This is a genomic window from Ensifer sp. GW101-20A05 (assembly GCF_059424735.1).
The window spans coordinates 82,422-102,810 of the sequence record NZ_JBWKZT010000012.1 but is presented as its reverse complement, the minus strand read 5'-3'; the positions used below and the strand labels follow the sequence as shown (position 1 = coordinate 102,810).

Here is a 20,389-nt window from a genome sequence, read left to right as displayed (position 1 = left end):
AGCAACGCATTGTGGCGAAAATGCAACGGTGGCCGTGTCCAAGTCAAGCGCTGCGTGAGCTGCGATAGACCGAAACACCGAGTTCGCGGATTTTCTTGCGCAGCGTGTTACGGTTGAGGCCGAGCAAATCGGCCGCCTTGATCTGGTTACCACGGGTTGCGGTGAGCGCCGCAAGGATCAGCGGATACTCCATTTCGGCAAGCACGCGATCGTAAAGGCCGGCCGGAGGCAAAGCTTCGCCGAAGCTTGCGAAATACTGGCGCATGTTTTCTTCGACGGCCTGCGAAATGGTGAGCGATCCGGGCCGCGCCGCGGTCTTTTCGATCGGGCTGTCCGGTATCTCGGAACGCAACTCGTTTTCGATGATCTCGCGGGTGATCACGTCCTGTGGATAAAGTGCCGTCAGGCGCCGCACCAGGTTTTCCAACTCGCGCACGTTGCCCGGCCATGCATGCGCCTTCATCAGTTCCAGCGCTTCATGATCGAAGCGCTTGACGTCGAGCCCTTCCTTTTCGGCCTGCTGGACGAAGTGACGAACGAGATCCGGAATATCCTCCGCGCGGTCACGCAGCGGGGGCAGACGCAGCGGCACGACGTTGAGGCGATAATAGAGGTCTTCGCGGAACAGGCCCTGATTGATCGATTGCTTCAGGTCCTTGTTGGTCGCCGCCACGATGCGCACGTCCGAACGGATCGGCGTGCGGCCGCCAACGGTCGTGTATTCGCCCTGCTGCAGCACGCGCAGCAGGCGGGTCTGTGCGTCCATCGGCATGTCGCCGATTTCATCGAGGAAAAGCGTGCCGCCCTCGGCCTGTTCGAAACGACCAGTCGAGCGCACCTGGGCACCGGTGAAGGCGCCCTTCTCGTGGCCGAAAAGCTCCGATTCGATAAGATCGCGCGGGATCGCCGCCATGTTGATCGCAACGAACGGACCGTTGCGTCGCTTGCCATAATCGTGCAGCGCGCGGGCGACGAGTTCCTTGCCGGTGCCGGACTCGCCGGTGATCATCAGGGTGAGGTCCGTCTGCATCAGGCGCGCCAGCACCCGGTAGATTTCCTGCATCGCCGCCGAACGACCAACCAGCGGCATACCGTCCTGGGTGTCGTCGTCGAGCTTGGCCGGCCGGCGCTTGGGCTCCGACAGCGCCCGGCCGATGATGCCGATCAATTCGGTCAGGTCGAAGGGCTTGGGCAGATAGTCGTAGGCACCCTTCTCCGAAGCCTTGATCGCCGTCATGAAGGTGTTCTGGGCACTCATGACCAGCACCGGCAGATCGGGGCGCGCCTTCTTGATGCGCGGCAGGAGATCGAAGGCATTCTCGTCGGGCATGACAACGTCGGTCACGACGAGATCGCCGTCGCCCGCTGCGATCCAGCGCCAGAGCGTCGCCGCATTGGAGGTGATGCGGACATCGTAGCCGGCGCGGCTCAGCGCCTGGTTCAGCACGGTGCGAATGGCGGCATCATCATCCGCAACGAGGATCGTGGCACCCGTCATGCAAGGCTTCCTTTTGTCATCGGCATGTCGTCTTCATCCGCTGCCTGGCCTTTGGAGGCCGGCATCAGGACACGGAAAGTGGTGCGGTTCTGCTGGCTGTCGCATTCGACGATGCCGCCATGGGCACCGATGATCTTGGCGACCAGCGCCAGCCCCAGGCCGGAACCGTTGGTCTTGGTGGTAATGAAAGGATCGAAGAGCAGCGGCAGCAGGTCGGACGGCACGCCCGGTCCATTGTCGTGCACGCAGAATTCCAGCGGCAGCGAGATCTTCTCGCGCGTCCCGGCTACCGACAGGCGTATACCCGGCCTGTAGGCCGTCGTCAGCACGATCTCGCCATCGCTGCGGTCGCCGATCGCTTCGGCCGCATTCTTGATCAGGTTCAGGAACACCTGAACCAGTTGGTCGCGGTTGGCATAAACGGGCGGCAGAGACGGATCGTAGTTCTCCGCAAACTTGATGTGTCGGGCAAAACCGGCCTTGGCGATCGCCTTCACATGGTCGAGCACCGAATGGATGTTCAGCGGCACGCGATCCACCGGGCGCTCGTCGGAAAACACCTCCATGCGATCGACCAGCGAGACGATGCGGTCGGTCTCATCGCAGATCAGACGTGTCAGCGCCCTGTCTTCGTCATTGGCGGAGGTTTCCAGCAGTTGGGCGGCACCGCGGATGCCCGAAAGCGGGTTCTTGATTTCGTGCGCCAGCATCGAGGCAAGCCCCGTCACCGAACGGGCAGCACCACGATGGGTAAGCTGCCGGTCGATCTTGTCGGCCATCGAGCGCTCCTGGAAGACGACGACGACCGAGCCTGGCTCGGAAAGGACCGGGGCGACATAGAGATCGACGAGCTTGTCGGCGCCGAGACGCGGCGAACTCAGGTCGACGCGGTACTCGTTGACCGGCGCCTTGCGCTCGCGCACCTGTTCGATCAGGGTCAAGAGCGGGCTGCCGAAGGGGATGAAGGCGCTGATGTTGTGGCGCGCCAGATGATTGGCGCTCGCGCCGAAAAACGATTCGGCTTCCCAGTTGGCAAACGCGACCAAACCATTGGCATCGACCAGAATCACCGGATTCTGAATGGCGTTCAGAACCGCCATCGACAGACCGTTTGCGGCCGTATCGGGAATGCTCGGTTTCTCGGTCATGCGGCCATTCCTTCCGCGACCGCCTCGCCGTCCAGCTTGGCCGGAGCCGCGTCGAGTATCACGGCGCTTGCCCTGTCGCAGACGAAACGGGCATCAGTCGATGTCAGGATCGCTGCCTTTTCCGTGCCTGCGATATCAGGGGCAAAGCGGTCAAGGTACCAGGCGACATGTTTGCGCGCGTGCCGCACGGCCACGTCGACACCATAGAATTCGAGCATCATTTCGTAGTGCTCCGCAAAGATATCGGCGATCTCCGCCTGCGACGGGTGCTCAACGGCACCGGCAAGAAAGCCGACGTGCCACGGGCGCCCCTGCGACGAACGCCCGGCCATGACGGCATCAGCGCCCGACCGGCGGAGAATCTCTTGCGCGTCGGCGATCGTCTCCACGTCGCCATTGGCGACCAGGGGGACGGTAATGACCTCGCGGACCGGGCGAATGGCATCCCAATCCGCCTTGCCGTTGTAGAACTGCATGCGTGTACGGCCGTGCACGGTAATCGCCTTAACCCCGGCGTCTTCGGCGCGCTTGGCAATCAGCGGCGCGTTGATCGAGTTTTCGTCCCAGCCGAGCCGCATCTTCAACGTCACCGGCACTTCGACGGCATCGACTGTCGCCTCAACCAGCGACAGCGCGTGATCGGGATCGCGCATGAGTGCCGAGCCGGAGTAGCCACCCGTCACCTTCTTGGCCGGGCATCCCATGTTGATGTCGATGATATCGGCACCATTGTCTGCAGCTATCTTGGCGGCTTCCGCCATCCAATGGGCCTCACGGCCGGCAAGCTGAACGATATGCGGCTTGATGCCGGAGTTCTTGAGCCGCGCCCACGATTCAGACGCATTGCCGACCAGTTCGCGGCTTGCAACCATCTCGGTCACGACGAAGCCGGCACCATAACGCCATGCAAGCCGCCGGAACGGCAGATCGGTAACGCCGGACATGGGGGCGAGCGCAACGCGATTGCGCAGTTCGATAGTCCCTATCCGGAGCGGAGACGAAAGAGCCGGAATTGGCAAATGCATATCTTTCAGGCACATGTTGTTCCTGCACTATTTTTAGACATTGTTCTCGGGCTTGCCAAGCGATTTCGGCGCCTTGCGCAAATTTCCCGGTTTACAGCGCCGCGCGTCTTTCAAGACGCGCCAAGGTGGCCGTAAGAAACGAGAACTGCTGGCAAAGCGCGACCCTTCGCGGTACATCACCGCGAAGATCGGCGAATGCGGGACCTCATACAGAAGATGCAGCCTCAAGAACAGCTTAAGTGCGGCGTGGTGATCGTTGCGGCCGGACGCGGCGAGCGTGCCGGGCAATCCGCCGAAGGCCCAAAGCAGTATCGAACCATCGGCGGCCGCCCCGTTATCGCCCATACGCTTGACACTTTCGCGACATGGCCGGGCGCTGGCCCGATCGTCGTCGTCATCCATCCGGACGACGGGGCCTTGTTCGACGCCGCACGCAGACGCTCGGTGGCCGGCGATGTGATCATCGTCCATGGCGGCGCGACCCGGCAGATCTCCGTGCTCGCCGGCCTCGAAGCCCTGGCTGAAACTGGCGTCGGTCATGTGATGATCCACGATGCGGTCCGTCCCTTTGCCGATCACCCGTTGCTTTCGCGCTGCGCAGCGGCGCTCGGTGGCAAGGTCAAAGCCGTCTTGCCGGCGATTGCCGTTGCCGACACGCTAAAGCGCGGGGGCAAGGATGGCGTCGTACTGGAGACGGTGCCGCGCGACGGTCTCTATGGCGCGCAAACACCGCAGACCTTTGATCTTCCGGCCATTCTTGCTGCCCACCGGGATGCAGCCAAGAGCGGCCGCACCGATTTTACCGACGATGCCTCGATCGCCGAATGGGCCGGCCTCAAGGTCGTCCTCGTCGAGGGCACGGTCGACAACGTCAAGCTTACGCTGAGAAGGGATATCGCCATGGCCGACGAGAAACTCACGCGCATCGCCCTGCCTGATGTGCGCACGGGAAACGGTTACGACGTACACCAGCTCATCGAAGGAGACGGTGTCACGCTCTGTGGCGTCTTCATTCCGCACACGAAAAAACTCTCCGGCCATTCCGATGCCGATGTGGCGCTGCATGCGCTCACCGACGCGCTGCTTGCCACCTGTGGCGCCGGCGACATCGGCGACCATTTCCCGCCGTCCGACCCGCAATGGAAGGGCGCGCCGTCGCGCATCTTCCTTGAACATGCCGCACGGATCGTGCGCGAGCGCGGCGGCATCATCACCAATGCGGACATCTCGCTGATCGCCGAAGCGCCGAAGGTCGGCCCGCATCGCCTGACGATGCGCGAAAAGCTTGCGGAGATACTGGGCATCTCGCTCGACCGCTGCTCGGTCAAGGCAACGACGAACGAGCGTCTCGGCTTCGTGGGCCGCGATGAAGGCATTGCCGCCATCGCCACGGCCACCGTCGTCTATGGGAGCCTTTCGTAATGTGGCCCGCCGATATCGAAGTCAAAGCCGGTGAGATCATCGCCAAGTTCACGGCGCGGGACCTCAAAGTCGCCACCGCCGAATCCTGCACCGGCGGCCTGATCGCCGGGGCGCTGACCGAAATTTCCGGTTCGTCCGCGGTCGTCGATCGCGGTTTCGTCACCTACTCCAACGAAGCGAAGGTAGCGATGCTCGACGTCGAGACCGCCACCCTTGCGGCCCATGGCGCCGTTTCGCGGGAGACTGCAATCGAGATGGCGCGTGGCGCCATCTCCCATTCGGCAGCGGATTTCGCCGTTGCCGTCACCGGCATTGCGGGTCCCAGCGGCGGTTCGGCCGAAAAGCCGGTCGGGCTCGTGCACCTTGCGGCATCCGGGCGAAACGGCGCGATGCTGCATCGGGAGATGCGCTACGGCGATATTGGCCGCAGCGGCATCCGGCTTGCGACCGTCCGCACCGCGCTCGACATGCTCACGGAAATCGCTCAGACCGTATAGATGCTGTCGGCGCGCTTTTCGAAGGCGTCGGAGAACATGCGGAAGGCCCGGTCGAACATCGATCCCATCAACGCGCCGAGAATGCGGCTCTTGAACTCGTAGTCGATGTAGAAATGCACGATCGACTGCCCCTCGCCCGCGGGTTCGAAGCGCCAGCGGTTGTCGAGATATTTGAACGGCCCGTCGATGTACTTGACCTCGATCACGCGCTCGTCCTTGTTCAACAGCACCTGCGTCGTGAAGGTCTCGCGGATCGCCTTGTAGCCGACGGTCATGTCGGCCAGCAGCAACACCTTGCCGTCGCGCTCCTTGCGCGTGCGCACCGTCAGTGCCTCGCAGAGCGGCAGGAATGCGGGATAGTGCTCGACATCGGCAACGAGATCGAACATCTGATCGGCGGTATGCTTGACGACGTGGTTGGTTTCGAAATGCGGCATGATCGAGAGCTAGTCGCCCCGCCTTATCTTCGCAAGTAGTAACGCCGTTTCCGCGTGCGATTTCAACACGAGAACCGGCAGGTTGGCATGACCGGCAAGCTGTGCCTCGATCTCAACCGCATCCCTGCGCTCGAAGTTCCAGATGTAGCGAAGGAAATCGAGATCGACCTTCTCCGGACAATCGTCGGCCATATCCGGGCGGGTCTTTTTCCAATGGGCGAACCAGCGCCAGAGCACACCGCGCAACGAAACCCAGCGCGGCGGCCGCATCCAGATCACCACGTGTGTGCGTGGCAAGCGGAGCGGCAGCGTCTTCGGACTGGTACCATCCATGATCCAGCGTTCGCCAGCAGCAGCCTTCGAGATCAGGGCAAGCATTTCCTGCCTCGGCCGCAGCCTCCACCCCGGCAACCAGAAGAATTCCCGATCCATCGCCAGATGCGGCAAACCGAACTGTTCGGACAGTTGCCGGGAAAGCGTGCTCTTGCCGCTGCCGGAACAGCCGATCACCAGAATACGCTGCGCATTCTTGAGATGCGTCGCCGCCTCGTCCCAGTTGCTCATGCATCGCGGCATCGGCTCGCCTCCTCCAGTGACAGCCGTTAGGTGATTGGATCGGAGGATGCAAGCCTGGCGCGAGCGGCCAGTTGTCGCTCCGACGCCCTCCCCAAAACAAAAACTCCGGCGCAAGCGCCGGAGCCGATCGTTTTTTGAGAACCTGTTTCCGTCTTACTCGGCAGCCTGCAGCTTCTTCTCACGCGCTGCCCTGAGGCGGGCGAAGTCGTCGCCGGCATGGTGCGACGAGCGCGTCAGCGGGCTCGAGGAGACCATGAGGAAGCCCTTGGTGTAGGCGACGGTCTCGTAGGACTTGAACTCCTCGGGGGTCACGAACTTCTCGACCTTGTGGTGCTTGCGCGTCGGCTGCAGGTACTGGCCGATCGTCAGGAAGTCGACATCCGCGGTGCGCAGGTCGTCCATCAGCTGCAGCACTTCGTTGCGCTCTTCGCCGAGGCCGACCATGATGCCCGACTTGGTGAACATCGTCGGGTCCAGTTCCTTCACGCGCTGCAACAGACGGACGGAGTGGAAGTAGCGCGCACCCGGACGGACCGTCAGATAGTTGCCCGGTACGGTTTCCATATTGTGGTTGAAGACGTCAGGCTTGGCAGCGACGACGCGCTCCAGTGCACCCGGCTTCTTCAGGAAGTCCGGCGTCAGGATTTCGATGGTCGTTGCCGGGGACGCTTCGCGGATCGCCCAGATCACCTTCTCGAAGTGCTCGGCGCCGCCATCTTCCAGGTCGTCGCGGTCGACCGAGGTGATGACGACGTGGCTGAGGCCCATCTGCTTGACGGCCTTGGCGATGTTCGCCGGCTCTTCGAGATCGAGCGCATTCGGCTTGCCGGTCGCGACGTTGCAGAAGGCGCAGGCGCGGGTACAGATCTCGCCCATGATCATGAAGGTGGCGTGCTTCTTGTCCCAGCATTCGCCGATGTTCGGGCAGCCCGCTTCTTCGCAAACAGTGACGAGCTTGTTGCTCTTCACGATCGAACGCGTCTCCTGATATCCCTTGGACATCGGCGCCTTGACGCGGATCCACTCCGGCTTGCGCATCACTTCGGTGTCGGGCTTGTGGGCCTTTTCCGGGTGGCGGACGCGTTGCGCCCGGTCAGAGACGGCATCGAATACCGTTACCATACTGTCTTCCTCGTCGCGGCGGGCCGGCATCAGGCCGGATGACCCATTTTCGCTCTATATAGACGGCCCGACGGGAAATGTCAGGCCGTCTTGCCCGACGGAAGCGCAAATGGCCCGGCAGGCTATCGTTTGACGGCGCGACCAACGGCAATCAGCAGGCAGGCGCCGATAAAGCCGATGACCAGATAGGCGACCCATCCGGCAAAAGCCATGCCGAAGGCCGCCAGGATGAAATTCAGCACCACCGCGCCGATGATGCCGAGCAGTATGTTCATGAACAGCCCCATCTCGCTGTTCATGAACCTCTCCGCGAGCCACCCGGCCAAACCGCCGATGATGATCGCAGCCAGAATGCCGACGCCGTTCACGCTCATTTTGATCTCCGTGCATTGAAAACGAGGCCATTCTCAATGCCGAAGCCTATCAAAAGTTCCGGCGAGGATACAGCGCCGCGCGTCTCGAAAGACGCGCAAAGGTCGCTGTAACCCTTTGAATGTCGTATAATTTTGCCCTTAAATCGATGTCGATTTAAGGAATTATACGGGGCTTTAGGCGTTGAGCGCGCGGCCGTAGGCGTCGAGCACGCTTTCCTTGATCGTCTCCGAAATCGTCGGATGCGGGAAGATCGTGTGCATCAGGTCTTCTTCTGTCGTCTCGAGGTTCATCGCGACGACGAAGCCCTGGATGAGCTCGGTGACTTCGGCCCCGACCATATGGGCGCCGAGCAGCTCACCGGTCTTCTTGTCGAAGATGGTCTTGACGAGACCCTGGTCCTCGCCGAGCGCGATTGCCTTGCCATTGGCAACGAAGGGGAAGCGGCCGACGCGGATGTCGCGGCCCAATTCCTTGGCCTTGGCTTCGGTGAGGCCGACGGAGGCGACCTGCGGATGGCAATAGGTGCAGCCCGGGATCTTCAGCTTGTCCATCGGGTGCACATTCGGCAGGCCGGCGATCTTTTCGACGCAGATCACGGCTTCGTGCTCGGCCTTATGGGCGAGCATCGGCGGGCCGGCGACGTCACCGATGGCGTAGATGCCCGGCACGTTGGTCTTGCCGTAACCATCGATGGCGATGAAGCCGCGATCGGTTTTCACGCCGAGCGCCTCAAGACCGATATTCTCGATATTGGCCTGCACGCCGACGGCGGAGATCATCCGGTCCGCGGTGATCTTTTCGACCTTGCCGTCCTTCATCTCAACATGGGCTGTGATCGAGTTCGCGCCCTTCTCGACCTTCGTCACCTTGGCTTCGAGATGGATCTTCATGCCCTGCTTTTCGAACTGCTTCTTGGCAACGCCGGATATTTCGGCGTCCTCGACCGGCATCACGGTCGACATGACTTCGACAACCGTTACGTCAACGCCCATGGTGCGGTAGAACGAGGCGAACTCGATGCCGATCGCGCCCGAGCCCATGACCAGCAGCGACTTCGGCATTTCCTCAGGCTTCATCGCCTCGAAATAGGTCCAGATCAGCTTGCCATCGGGCTCGATGCCCGGAAGCGCGCGCGGCCGGGCGCCGGTCGCGATGATGATGTGCTTGGCGGTGTAGGTGCCCTCGCCCTTGGTGTTCTTCGGCAGCGGCGCCTGCGGCTGGACGACCGGCTTCGTCGATTTACCGACGACGATTTCGCCGGGCTTCGTCAGCTTCGCCTCGCCCCAGATCACGTCGACCTTGTTTTTCTTCATCAGGAAGCCGACGCCGCCGTTCATGCGTTCGGCAATACCGCGCGAGCGTGCGACGATCGCCTTCAGGTCCGGCGTCACCGTGCCTTCGATCTTGACGCCATAGGCGCTCGGATGCTGGGCGTAGTGCAGAACTTCGGCGGAGCGCAGCAGCGCCTTGGTCGGAATGCAGCCCCAGTTGGAGCAGATGCCGGCCAGATGCTCGCGCTCGACGATCGCGGTCTTGAGACCCAACTGCGCCGCACGAATGGCGGCGATATAGCCCCCTGGACCCGAACCGATGACGATGACGTCGTAATTCTCAGCCATATGTTTCCTGCCTTTGTCTCAAGCGACCTTGCGGGTGAACAGCACCCAGTCGTGTTTCTTGCTTTCCTCAAAGAGCGGAACCGCCCCGGCGCGCGCTGCCTCGCCGAAACCGTTTGCTCTGTATAGTGCCTGGGCCCTGTCGTTGTGGCTTTCGGTGATCAGGCTCACCGGCGCCGATCCGGCGCGTTCGAATTCCTTTGCCAGGAGCGCGCTGCCGATTCCGCGGCGGCGCTGATGGCGATAGACGCCGAGGCTCTCGATGAACCAGTGACCGACGATCTGCCTCTGCAGTGCCAGCAAGGGTTCCAGAACCGGATGCTTGGGAACGATCTCCAGCACTTCCGGACCGATCGAATAACCGACCGTCAGGCCGGCAACCTCATCATCAACGTCAGCAACGAGAGCGTCGCGCCAGTTTCCAGGCCCGGGCTCTTCGCGCAGCTTGTTGCGGCCACGCTCGAAGGCCGTATCCGTCACCCCATGAAGAACGGCGCCGTACCAGAGCCAGGAGGCAAAGCCATGCGCGGCGATATCGACGAGGATGGCGAGCTCGGCCGCCTCGCGCTTTTCCGCCGGACGAATGGTGACGCCCCCCACCATCCCTAGACCCCAAGCATCATCCGCACGACCGGTTCGAGACCCCGGCCGATCGCACGCGTATTCTCGGCATCGAGATGCACACCATCGAGCGGCGTGGTCTGAGCGACCGATCCGGCATCGAAGAAGCCGCAATCGAGTTCGTCGGCGAGATCGCGATAGAGCGGTGCCAGCATCGCCGACTGCTCGACACCGCCGGCGTACATCGCGCCGAAGGCGGCATTGGCCGTTTCGCAGAGCATCGGCGGCGAGACGATCAGGATTTCTGGCCCACCCTCGTCTTCGACCGGCCAGTCATGCCGGCGCACGAGCGTGATGAGACGCTGGATGCCCTTCACGGCGCCGAAAGCGGTTCCGTGGATCACCGGCTTCATATCGTTGGCGCCGAGAAGAAGAATGATCAGATCGAGCGGCGCATGACTGTGCAGCACCGTCGGCAGCACTCTTGCGCCGTTGCGGTCGCAATCGGCGAGATGGTCGTCATAGGCGGTCGTGCGACCGTTCAGTCCCTCGGCGATGACCTGAACGCCCGAGCCCAGCGCCTTCTGCAACACGCTCGGCCAGCGATCGGCAAACGCGTGACGGCCGCCATCCGCGGCATCGTAGCCCCAGGTCAGACTGTCGCCATAGCAGAGAACTGTTTTCATCGTCCGGGCCCGCCTTCGACTGCGCGAAAAGGAACGGACCGGCCCGAAGGCCGGTCCCTATCCAACTCAGACCAGCATGCCCATCGGGTTTTCGATGTAGCGCTTGAAGGCTCCGAGCAGTTCGGCGCCGAGCGCTCCGTCGACGCAGCGATGGTCGGTCGAGAGCGTAACGGTCATGACATTGGCGATGACCATCTGCTTGTTCTTGACGACGACGCGCTCCTCGCCCGCACCGACCGCGAGGATCGTGGCATGCGGCGGATTGACGACGGCGGCGAAGTTCTTGACGCCCATCATGCCCATGTTGGAGACCGCCGTGGTGCCGCCCTGGTACTCCTCGGGCTTCAGCTTGCGGTCCTTGGCGCGCTGGCCGAGGTCCTTCATCTCGTTGGAGATGGCAGACAGGCTCTTCAGCTCCGCCTGGCGCACGATCGGGGTGATCAGGCCGCCCGGGATCGACACGGCAACGCCGACGTCAGCGTGCTTGTGCTTGACCATGTTGCTCTCGGTCCAGGAGACGTTCGCATTCGGAACGTCGCGCAGCGCAAGCGCCAGGGCCTTGATGACCATGTCGTTTACGGAGAGCTTGTAGACCGGCTTGCCGCCCTGCTCCGGAGCAGCGGCATTGAGCTGGGCGCGCAGTGCAAGAAGCGCGTCGAGCTCGCAGTCGAGCGACACGTAGAAGTGCGGGATCGTCTGCTTGGATTCGACCAGGCGCTTGGCGATCGTCTTGCGCATGCCGTCATGCGGTATGAGCTCGTAAGAGCCCGGCTCGAAGAGCTTGAGAACGGCATCGTCCGACGGGCCCTTGGCAAGCGGAGCGGCCGCGGGAGCGGCAGTGCCGGCAACCGGTGCGGTTGCAGGCTTCGCGGTGCCACCGGCAACGGCAGTCTCAACGTCCTTCTTGACGACGCGACCATGCGGGCCTGTGCCGGCGATTGCCGACAGGTCGATGCCGGCGTCCTTGGCCAGACGACGGGCGAGCGGCGAGGAGAAGACGCGAGCGCCTTCGGACTTCGCCGGCTGGGCTGCAACCGGAGCCGGAGCAGCGGCAGGAGCCGCAGCCGGAGCGCTCGGCGCCACCGGTGCCGGCGCTTCCGCCTTGGCCGCGGGAGCCGGTGCGGCTGCGCCGTTGCCACCCTTTGCAGCGGCAGCAACATCCTCGCCATCTGCGGCGAGAACGGCGATCAGCGCATTGACCTTGACGCCATCGGTGCCGGCGGGAACGACGATCTTGGCGACGGTGCCTTCGTCGACGGCTTCGACTTCCATCGTCGCCTTGTCGGTCTCGATCTCGGCAATCACGTCACCGGACTTGACCTTGTCGCCTTCCTTGACCAGCCACTTGGCCAGATTGCCTTCTTCCATCGTCGGAGAGAGGGCCGGCATTGTGATGTTGATAGGCATCGAAGAACCCTCCCCTTATTTGTAGCAAACGGCTTTCACCGCATCGACGACTTCAGCAACGTTCGGAAGCGCGAGCTTCTCGAGGTTCGCGGCGTAAGGCATCGGCACATCCTTGCCGGCGATCGTCAGGATCGGAGCGTCAAGGTAATCGAATGCCTGCTGCATGACGCGGGTCGCGATCTCGGTACCGACGGACGACTGCGGGTAGCCTTCTTCGACGGTGACGAGGCGACCGGTCTTCTTGACCGATTCGATGACCGTCGGCAGGTCCATCGGACGGATGGTACGCAGGTCGATAAGCTCGACGTCGATGCCCTGGGCTTCGAGTTCAGCAACCGCCTTGACCGCATAGGTCATACCGATGCCGAAGGAGACGATAGTTGCGTCCTTGCCGACCTTGTGGATGCGGGCTTTGCCGATCGGCAGCACGAAATCGTCAAGCTTCGGCACTTCAAAGGAGTGACCGTAGAGGATTTCGTTTTCGAGGAAGATGACCGGGTTCGGGTCGCGGATCGCGGCCTTCAGCAGCCCCTTGGCGTCGGCTGCCGTATAGGGCATGACGACCTTGAGGCCGGGGATATGGCTGTACCAGGCGGCATAGCACTGCGAGTGCTGGGCAGCCACGCGGGCAGCGGCACCGCTCGGGCCGCGGAAGACGATCGGCGCGCCCATCTGGCCGCCGGACATGTAGAGCGTCTTGGCAGCGGAGTTGATGATCTGGTCGATCGCCTGCATGGCGAAGTTGAAGGTCATGAACTCGACGATCGGGCGAAGGCCGGTCATGGCAGCGCCGACGCCGACACCGGCAAAGCCGTGCTCGGTGATCGGGGTGTCGATGACGCGACGCGAACCGAATTCCTGCAACAGGCCTTGGGTGATCTTGTAGGCGCCCTGGTACTCGGCGACTTCTTCGCCCATGACGAAAACGTCGTCGCTCAAGCGCATTTCTTCGGCCATGGCGTCGCGAAGCGCTTCGCGAACGGTCATCGTCACCATTTCGGTGCCGGCCGGGATTGCCGGATCGGCGGCAACTTCAACCTTCGGCTGGGCTGCAACCGGAGCCGGCGCGGACGCAGCCGGAGCCTCAGTGGCTGCCGCCTTCGGCGCTTCGGCCTTCGGAGCGGCGATATCGCCTGCCGCTTCGCCGTCCTGCAGCAACACGGCGATCGGCGTGTTGACCTTGACGCCCTCGGTGCCGGCGGCAATCAACAGCTTGCCGATCGTGCCTTCGTCGACGGCTTCGACTTCCATCGTCGCCTTGTCCGTCTCGATTTCGGCGATGACGTCGCCGGAGGACACCTTGTCCCCCTCGTTCTTCAGCCATTTCGAGAGCGTGCCTTCCTCCATCGTCGGGGAAAGGGCGGGCATAAGAATTTCTACTGGCATGTTTGTCCCTCCCCGGATCAAAGCAGGATGTCGGTGTAGAGCTCGGATGCATCCGGCTCCGGATCGGCCTGGGCGAAATCGGCGCTGTCGGCAACGATATCGCGGACATCCTTGTCGATCTGCTTGAGCTCGTCCTCGCTCGCCCAGCCCTTTTCGGTCAGACGGGCTTTCACCTGCTCGATCGGGTCATGCTCCGAGCGCATCTTCTGCACTTCGTCCTTCGAGCGGTATTTCGCCGGGTCGGACATGGAGTGGCCACGATAACGGTAGGTCTGCATTTCGAGGATGATCGGGCCCTTGCCGGAACGGCAATACTCGACGGCCTCGTCGGCGGCCGCCTTGACGGCGCGAACGTCCATGCCGTCGACCTGGAAGCCCGGAATGTTGAAGGAAACGCCGCGCTGCGAAAAGTCGGTCTGGGCCGAGGCACGCGATACTGCCGTACCCATGGCGTAGCGGTTGTTCTCGATCACGTAGATCACCGGCAGCTTCCACAACTGCGCCATGTTGAAGCTTTCGTAGACCTGACCCTGGTTGGCAGCGCCGTCACCGAAATAGGCGACGCTGACATTGTCGTTGCCGCGATAGCGGTTTGCGAATGCAAGGCCGGTACCAAGCGAAACCTGGGCGCCGACGATGCCGTGACCGCCGTAGAAGTGCTTTTCCTTGGAGAACATGTGCATCGAGCCGCCCTTCCCCTTGGAAAGACCGCTGCGACGACCGGTAAGTTCGGCCATGACGCCACGAGCGCTCATGCCGCAGGCCAGCATGTGGCCATGGTCACGATAGGCGGTGATGACCTGATCACCGTCTTTCAGTGCCATCTGCATGCCGACGACAACAGCCTCCTGGCCGATGTAGAGGTGACAGAAGCCGCCGATGAAACCCATGCCATAGAGCTGGCCGGCCTTTTCCTCGAAACGCCGGATGAGCAGCATTTCGCGGTAAGCCTTCAGGTCATCTTCTTTGGTGAAATCGGCGATGGTGCCGCCGTTGAAGTCCTTCTTGGCCGGCTTTGCGGCGGCCTTACGGCTGGAGACGGACGCGGTTTTTCGCGGAGCCATTCATTCCTCCCAATGGTTAGCCTTTGGCGGTTACCATAGGGAAAGAAAAGCGCCACAGCAATGCCATATTTGCATGGCTCGCATTCCACGCAAACAATTGAATTTGCTTCACAAATTTCAATTAACTGAATTCAAGTTAATTTTCGGGGCGGTGAAAAATAACGATCTCGTCACTTCGCGACATGTTCAGCGCGAGGCGAGCTTTTTCATCCAGCATGTCCCGTTCCAGCGACCCATCACTCATCAGTTGGACCTCTTTTTCAAGGATCATCCGCTGCTTCGTGAGCTTATCCAGCCGCGCCTGCCGCTCGACGATCTGGCGATCGAATTGCTCCGTCGCCTTCAAGCCATAGCCGCCGTGGATGGAATGATAGCCGAAGTAAGAGAGAAAGGCGACCGCGATCAACGGCATAACCAGCCGGCCCAGTTTCCGTTTCTTATGATGCCGTGTCCACATCCATTCACGCCCTGATACGCATTACGGAAATGAGACTAGCGTCGATTGATTAACCGACCGTTGACCATGAATGGCAGGAAAACAGAAACCCGCCCACGTGGGAACGTGGGCGGGCTTCGTTTGTCAGCTACAGCGACCTTTGCGCGTCTGAAAAGACGCGCGGCGCTACAGGATCAGCCGCGCAGGATCGAACGGCCGGCGTACGTGGCCTGCAGGCCGAGCTGCTCTTCGATGCGGATCAGCTGGTTGTACTTGGCGAGCCGGTCCGAACGGGCGAGCGAACCGGTCTTGATCTGGCCGCAGTTGGTGGCAACCGCGAGATCGGCGATCGTGGCGTCTTCGGTTTCGCCCGAGCGGTGCGACATGACGGCGGTGTAGCGCGCCTTGTGTGCGGTCTCGACGGCGTCGAGCGTTTCGGAGAGCGAGCCGATCTGGTTGACCTTGACGAGGATCGAGTTGGCGACACCCATCTTGATGCCGTCGCGCAGGCGCGCCGAGTTGGTGACGAACAGGTCGTCGCCGACGAGCTGGCACTTGTTGCCGATGAGGTCGGTCACGGCCTTCCAGCCGTCCCAGTCGTCTTCCGCCATGCCGTCTTCGATCGAGAAGATCGGGTACTTGGCAGCGAGTTCCGCCAGGTATTCAGCCATTGCGCCCGGCTCCAGCGTGCGGCCTTCACCTTCGAGAACGTACTTGCCGTCCTTGAAGAATTCGGTCGCGGCGCAATCAAGCGCGACGAACATGTCTTCGCCCGGCTTGTAGCCGGCCTTCTCGATCGACTTCATGATGAAGTCGAGCGCTGCCGGAGCGGAAGCGAGGCCCGGAGCGAAGCCGCCTTCGTCACCGACATTGGTGTTGTGGCCGTCGGCTGCAAGCTGCTTCTTCAGCGTGTGGAACACTTCCGAGCCCATGCGGACCGCATCGCGCATCGTATCGGCACCAACCGGAACGATCATGAATTCCTGGAAGTCGATCGGATTGTCGGCATGGGCGCCGCCGTTGATGATGTTCATCATCGGAACCGGAAGCACGTGGGCGTTCGGGCCGCCGACGTAACGGTAGAGCGGCAGGCCGGCCGCTTCGGCGGCAGCCTTGGCGACGGCCAGCGACACGCCGAGGATGGCGTTGGCGCCGAGGCGCGACTTGTTCGACGTGCCGTCGAGTTCGATCATGGTCTTGTCGATCTGGATCTGGTTCTCGGCATCGAGACCGCCGATCGCTTCGAAGATCTCGCCATTGACGGCTTCGACGGCGCGCTCGACGCCCTTGCCGAGGTAACGCGTACCACCATCGCGCAGCTCGACAGCCTCATGCGCACCGGTCGAGGCGCCCGACGGGACCGCCGCACGGCCGAAGCTTCCGTCTTCCAGGTACACGTCGACCTCGACGGTCGGGTTGCCGCGGCTGTCCAGAATTTCTCGGCCGATGATGTCGATGATTGCAGTCATGATCTCTTCCCTGCTTGAGGACGGTGGAATGGTCGGGGCCTGTCATACGCCAAGGCCTCGAAATTTCAATGGCGCGCAAGATGCAAAACCGTTCGCGCCATTGCGGTTCATGAAAATTTCACGAAGCGCCGCTGATGGCTCAGCTCTTGGCGATCGCGTCGAAGGCGAGCAGCTTTTCGAGCAGCCGCGGCATGTCTTTCAGGTGCACCATGTTCGGACCGTCCGACGGCGCGTTGTCCGGATCTTCGTGCGTCTCGACGAACACACCGGCGACACCGACCGCGACGGCGGCGCGCGCCAAGGTCTCGACGAATTCACGCTGGCCGCCCGAAGAGCCGCCCTGCCCGCCCGGCTGCTGCACGGAATGGGTCGCATCGAAAACGACGGGTGCGCCGAGCGAAGCCATGATCGGCAGCGAGCGCATGTCGGACACGAGCGTGTTGTAGCCGAAGGAGGCGCCGCGCTCGCAGAGCATGACATTCGGGTTGCCGCTCTCGGTGAATTTCGCCAGTACGTTCTTCATGTCCCAGGGGGCGAGGAACTGGCCCTTCTTGACGTTGATTGCCCGGCCGGTCTTGGCGGCCGCGACCAGGAGGTCCGTCTGGCGCGACAGGAACGCGGGGATCTGCAGGATGTCGACCGTCTCGGCGACGAGAGCGCACTGCTCTTCGGTGTGCACGTCGGTCAGGACCGGAAAGCCGAACTCCTTCTTGAGGTCGGCAAAGATTTCCATCGCCTTATCCAGGCCGATGCCGCGCTTGCCGGAGAGCGACGTGCGGTTCGCCTTGTCGAAGGAGGACTTGTAGACGAGGCCGAGATCGAGCTTCCTGCAGAGTTCGGAGAGCGCGCCCGCCATCATGAAGGCGTGCTCGCGGCTCTCCATCTGGCAGGGGCCGGCGATCAGCGACAGCTTCTCGGTTTGCGCGAAGGCGACCTCATGGCCGCCGTTGCCGACTACTACTCTGGCATTGGTTTTCATCATCAAGCTCCAAAAGCAAAGATCACCCCTTGCCCCGGCATTTCGGGAACAATGAGGCGCCCGCCCATTTCTGCAAATTCGATGTCGTTTTCAGCAAACAGTGCACGCGTCGCCTCGAGGTCGGCGACACGGAAGACGATGGCGCGACCACGCAGGCCGCGCTCGGCACCGCGCACGGAACGGCCGAAGAAGGCTTCCATGCCGGCGGCGTTCAGCACCGAGATCTTGGCGTTGGTGGCCGACACATCCATGCCGAAGGAGTGGGCCGCGACCTCGCGCTCATCGATCGCTTCCTGCAGCAGGTACTGGAAATCGGTGGGGTTGGTTTCCGACAGAACCACCTCGGCGATGCCGATCACGCCGTTTTCATGCTGCTCCAGCGCAGCCCGATCGGTGGGCAGCGCCCGGACACGCTGACAGTTGAAGAGAAAGAGATCCGGCGAGCGCAGGTCTGCCGCGAAGGCAAGGCGGAAGGAACCCAATCCCTCACGGCCATCCGGCAGCTTCATCGGCCGCGAGAACTCCAGCATGTCGCCACCGGAAATGCCGCGCGCCCGAAAGCGGATGTGATCGCTCGCCGCATCTTCGGTGCCGAGGACCAGCGCCGAGAGACCTTCAGGACCCTGGCGGAAGCGGAAGGCCTGGTCGCGCGCGACAAAGGCATTACCTTCGAGTGCAGCGGCTTCGCATTCCTCGCGGGAAGCAACGGCGAGCGGCTCAAGATAGGTGCCATCGGAAAAGAACACGCAGGCGTTTTCGGTACCGAAGGGATGGCGGGCATCCTCAGCGACGGTGAAGCCGAGATTAGATAGGCGGCGCCGTGCCTGCGTAAGCGTATCCACCGGCAGCACGAGGTGATCGAGCGGGCGGGTGGTTCGCTTGGAGAGGCTCATGGCGTTTTCCCTGATGGTTCGCCGCTGTTTGCAACTTTTGGCCGGCGAATGCAAGCGGGCTGGCGGCCACAGAGCCGATTGGCCGCTTGAGCCCAAACAAAGGCCGCAAACAGGAACCCTCCGCGCCGGGCCGCGCCCGCCGCAGAGTCATGCTTGCCTGATGGTGCCGGGCTGCCAGGGCCTCAGTAGTAGCCCGGAGCCGCCGTGGAGTTGGCCGTATTTCCCGCCCCGAGACCGGGGGCGAAGATTTGGGGCTGCGCGTAGGTCGTATTGGTCGAGGAAGTAGTGGCACAGCCCGCAAGCCCCAGCACGACCGCCAACGGTACGAACAACGAAGCGATGAAGCGCATATCTATTGACCCTTTCCAGTTTCGCTGACGAACAGAAAAGAATGAAACCGGTGATTTGGCGAGTACGTAACAGTAACGCGACGTAACAGGGCGGCAAAGGAGGCCGGTATCCGCAACCGCAGCGTCGTGTCGGCCGCCGCGGTTATTCTCGTTCCGCCTATGTTTTCGGCCTGAACAACACGCTCGGGCCAATCCCATCAAAGATGCAGATCGCTCTTGATGGCGCAGGTGGCGATGAAGGTCGGCACGAACCTGTCGATCAGGAAGCGTGGCACAGGTTGCCAGTCTTCGTGGAAGCCCGCCAGCACGAATCCGGCCCGTAATTGACCATCGATCTGTTCGGCCAGGCCATGCCCGAACACCAGCGCCTCGCCGCGTTCGATCTTGGATTTTACCACACCGGCAGCGAGATGCTCAGCCTCGGCAAAGGGCAGCGCGTAGGCCGGGCGAATGAGGCCGTTTTCCGCATAGCTCGGATCCCGGTCACCAACGAAAACCACCGGATTGAAAAAGCTGGCAAGCAGCCGACCTCCCGTCTTGAGCACCCGGTGGCATTCCCGCCAAACCGGCTGAATGTCCGGAATGTAGAGATTGGAGATCGGATGAAAGACGAAATCGAAGGTATCATCAGCGAACACCGATAGGTCGCGCACGTCTCCCTGCACGGCCGTCAGCGACAGCCCCTCGCGTTCGGCAACGAGCCGGTCCTGCGCGAGTTGCCCCTCGGAGATATCGAAGACGGTGACCTCGGCACCGGCGGCCGCCAGAATGGGCGCCTGCTGACCGCCGGCCGAAGCCAGGCACAGGATCTTCTGGCCGCGAATGTCCGGCAGCCACCCCTTCGGTAGGTCACCGAGCGTCAGCCGCGCCTGCCATTGCCCGGCACGAGCCGCGGCGATCATTTCCGGCGTCACCGGCCGCGACCACTCGCAGTGCTGACTTGCCTGCCTGTCCCAGGCCTGGCGGTTGTGATCAATGATATCGAGACTGGGTCTATCTTGCATGTTCGGTCCCTGGAAACTTGTCCAAATGTGACCGCTCACGATGGAGAAGAGATCGTAGGCGAGGAATGCCTCGGCGTCTGTCCGTCAATGCGGGTCGAGCAATGCCATCGTCCATCCCCTTCGCAAGCGAAGTTGAGGCGAATTCGGTTTTCACCGGGCATTACTGGCGCATTGGACGACGCTCCTCTTGTTGTGCCTGCAAGCTAGCGGCTGGGTTGCAGGCGGTCAATGTCGGCGACGACGACTTTGCAGTCGATGGCTGTGGCGTGGCGTCGCATCGGTTTGCGTTCGATCGCCTCTCAGCCGGAGCGAATATCCAGAGCTTCTGGTCCGTTATCACCCTGCGTGTGATTTCAACCGCTTGAGAAGCGGGCGCAATCGCGTAAAGTTGGTCGATTGCAGCCTGGGGTTACGCCGGGCGCAGGCTGAGGGGCAGCG

20 protein-coding genes are annotated in these 20,389 nt (G+C 62.2%); 2 read left to right on the top strand and 18 right to left on the bottom strand.

The annotated features are described in order from the left end of the window. Positions 1 to 43: 43 nt before the first annotated feature. Genes ntrC through dusB form a run of 3 tightly spaced genes read right to left on the bottom strand, consistent with a single transcriptional unit; the run spans position 44 to position 3,686 of the window. Complete coding sequence (ntrC, locus tag AC070A_RS25335; RefSeq protein ID WP_057255678.1) at positions 44 to 1,498, bottom strand: nitrogen regulation protein NR(I); 1,455 nt, start codon at positions 1,496 to 1,498, stop codon at positions 44 to 46. Beyond that, entirely contained in the window at positions 1,495 to 2,646 is a 1,152-nt protein-coding gene (locus AC070A_RS25330; protein ID WP_093232389.1) for a two-component system sensor histidine kinase NtrB, read from the bottom strand. Before AC070A_RS25330 ends, ntrC begins: the two co-directional genes overlap by 4 nt. Further along, positions 2,643 to 3,686 carry a tRNA dihydrouridine synthase DusB gene (dusB, locus tag AC070A_RS25325; protein WP_057255674.1) on the bottom strand — a complete coding sequence of 348 codons (1,044 nt, stop codon included), beginning with the start codon at positions 3,684 to 3,686 and terminating at the stop codon, positions 2,643 to 2,645. The genes AC070A_RS25330 and dusB overlap by 4 nt, the downstream gene beginning before the upstream one ends. A gap of 201 nt (positions 3,687 to 3,887) precedes the next feature. Between dusB and AC070A_RS25320 the strand changes: the two genes are divergently transcribed. Together AC070A_RS25320 and AC070A_RS25315 are read left to right on the top strand one after the other, a co-directional pair. Continuing rightward, a complete protein-coding gene (locus tag AC070A_RS25320) occupies positions 3,888 to 5,093 on the top strand; it encodes a bifunctional 2-C-methyl-D-erythritol 4-phosphate cytidylyltransferase/2-C-methyl-D-erythritol 2,4-cyclodiphosphate synthase (protein ID WP_375293085.1) in 1,206 nt (401 codons plus the stop codon). Next, a complete protein-coding gene (locus tag AC070A_RS25315) occupies positions 5,093 to 5,590 on the top strand; it encodes a CinA family protein (RefSeq protein WP_113736714.1) in 498 nt (165 codons plus the stop codon). The genes AC070A_RS25320 and AC070A_RS25315 overlap by 1 nt, the downstream gene beginning before the upstream one ends. Here AC070A_RS25315 and AC070A_RS25310 read toward each other — a convergent pair. The 15 genes from AC070A_RS25310 to AC070A_RS25240 all read right to left on the bottom strand — a co-directional run bounded on the left by AC070A_RS25310 (position 5,578) and on the right by AC070A_RS25240 (position 19,951). Then, entirely contained in the window at positions 5,578 to 6,027 is a 450-nt protein-coding gene (locus AC070A_RS25310) for a type II toxin-antitoxin system RatA family toxin (RefSeq protein WP_093232385.1), read from the bottom strand. The genes AC070A_RS25315 and AC070A_RS25310 overlap by 13 nt on opposite strands. A gap of 9 nt (positions 6,028 to 6,036) precedes the next feature. After that, positions 6,037 to 6,603: a P-loop NTPase family protein gene (locus AC070A_RS25305; protein WP_113512945.1), complete on the bottom strand. Its 567-nt coding sequence runs from the start codon at positions 6,601 to 6,603 to the stop codon at positions 6,037 to 6,039. Positions 6,604 to 6,756: 153 nt separating this feature from the next. After that, complete coding sequence (gene lipA / locus AC070A_RS25300; RefSeq protein WP_057256065.1) at positions 6,757 to 7,725, bottom strand: lipoyl synthase; 969 nt, start codon at positions 7,723 to 7,725, stop codon at positions 6,757 to 6,759. Positions 7,726 to 7,847: 122 nt separating this feature from the next. Next, positions 7,848 to 8,099 (bottom strand): GlsB/YeaQ/YmgE family stress response membrane protein, encoded by a 252-nt coding sequence (locus AC070A_RS25295; RefSeq protein ID WP_058320579.1) that lies wholly within the window; start codon positions 8,097 to 8,099, stop codon positions 7,848 to 7,850. Between the two features lie 174 nt (positions 8,100 to 8,273). Beyond that, positions 8,274 to 9,719: a dihydrolipoyl dehydrogenase gene (gene lpdA, locus AC070A_RS25290; protein WP_113512943.1), complete on the bottom strand. Its 1,446-nt coding sequence runs from the start codon at positions 9,717 to 9,719 to the stop codon at positions 8,274 to 8,276. 18 nt (positions 9,720 to 9,737) lie between these two features. Then, positions 9,738 to 10,319: a GNAT family N-acetyltransferase gene (locus tag AC070A_RS25285; protein ID WP_057255662.1), complete on the bottom strand. Its 582-nt coding sequence runs from the start codon at positions 10,317 to 10,319 to the stop codon at positions 9,738 to 9,740. A gap of 2 nt (positions 10,320 to 10,321) precedes the next feature. Next, positions 10,322 to 10,963, bottom strand: a complete 642-nt coding sequence (locus tag AC070A_RS25280) for an SGNH/GDSL hydrolase family protein (RefSeq protein ID WP_113736713.1) — start codon at positions 10,961 to 10,963, stop codon at positions 10,322 to 10,324. Between the two features lie 66 nt (positions 10,964 to 11,029). Further along, complete coding sequence (locus AC070A_RS25275) at positions 11,030 to 12,370, bottom strand: pyruvate dehydrogenase complex dihydrolipoamide acetyltransferase (protein WP_058320576.1); 1,341 nt, start codon at positions 12,368 to 12,370, stop codon at positions 11,030 to 11,032. A gap of 15 nt (positions 12,371 to 12,385) precedes the next feature. Further along, positions 12,386 to 13,756 carry a pyruvate dehydrogenase complex E1 component subunit beta gene (locus AC070A_RS25270; protein WP_057255658.1) on the bottom strand — a complete coding sequence of 457 codons (1,371 nt, stop codon included), beginning with the start codon at positions 13,754 to 13,756 and terminating at the stop codon, positions 12,386 to 12,388. Positions 13,757 to 13,773: 17 nt separating this feature from the next. Further along, positions 13,774 to 14,820 carry a pyruvate dehydrogenase (acetyl-transferring) E1 component subunit alpha gene (gene pdhA, locus AC070A_RS25265; RefSeq protein WP_057255657.1) on the bottom strand — a complete coding sequence of 349 codons (1,047 nt, stop codon included), beginning with the start codon at positions 14,818 to 14,820 and terminating at the stop codon, positions 13,774 to 13,776. Between the two features lie 136 nt (positions 14,821 to 14,956). Continuing rightward, the gene (locus AC070A_RS25260) at positions 14,957 to 15,277 is read right to left on the bottom strand and encodes an FtsB family cell division protein (RefSeq protein ID WP_057255656.1); all 321 of its coding nucleotides are present in this window, start codon (positions 15,275 to 15,277) and stop codon (positions 14,957 to 14,959) included. Between the two features lie 173 nt (positions 15,278 to 15,450). Continuing rightward, the gene (eno, locus tag AC070A_RS25255) at positions 15,451 to 16,725 is read right to left on the bottom strand and encodes a phosphopyruvate hydratase (RefSeq protein ID WP_057255655.1); all 1,275 of its coding nucleotides are present in this window, start codon (positions 16,723 to 16,725) and stop codon (positions 15,451 to 15,453) included. Between the two features lie 139 nt (positions 16,726 to 16,864). Further along, positions 16,865 to 17,707 carry a 3-deoxy-8-phosphooctulonate synthase gene (gene kdsA, locus AC070A_RS25250; protein ID WP_192495287.1) on the bottom strand — a complete coding sequence of 281 codons (843 nt, stop codon included), beginning with the start codon at positions 17,705 to 17,707 and terminating at the stop codon, positions 16,865 to 16,867. Beyond that, the gene (locus tag AC070A_RS25245; RefSeq protein ID WP_113131795.1) at positions 17,707 to 18,597 is read right to left on the bottom strand and encodes a VOC family protein; all 891 of its coding nucleotides are present in this window, start codon (positions 18,595 to 18,597) and stop codon (positions 17,707 to 17,709) included. The genes kdsA and AC070A_RS25245 overlap by 1 nt, the downstream gene beginning before the upstream one ends. Positions 18,598 to 19,144: 547 nt before the next feature. Beyond that, positions 19,145 to 19,951: a class I SAM-dependent methyltransferase gene (locus AC070A_RS25240; protein WP_113736712.1), complete on the bottom strand. Its 807-nt coding sequence runs from the start codon at positions 19,949 to 19,951 to the stop codon at positions 19,145 to 19,147. Between the last annotated feature and the right edge of the window lie 438 nt (positions 19,952 to 20,389).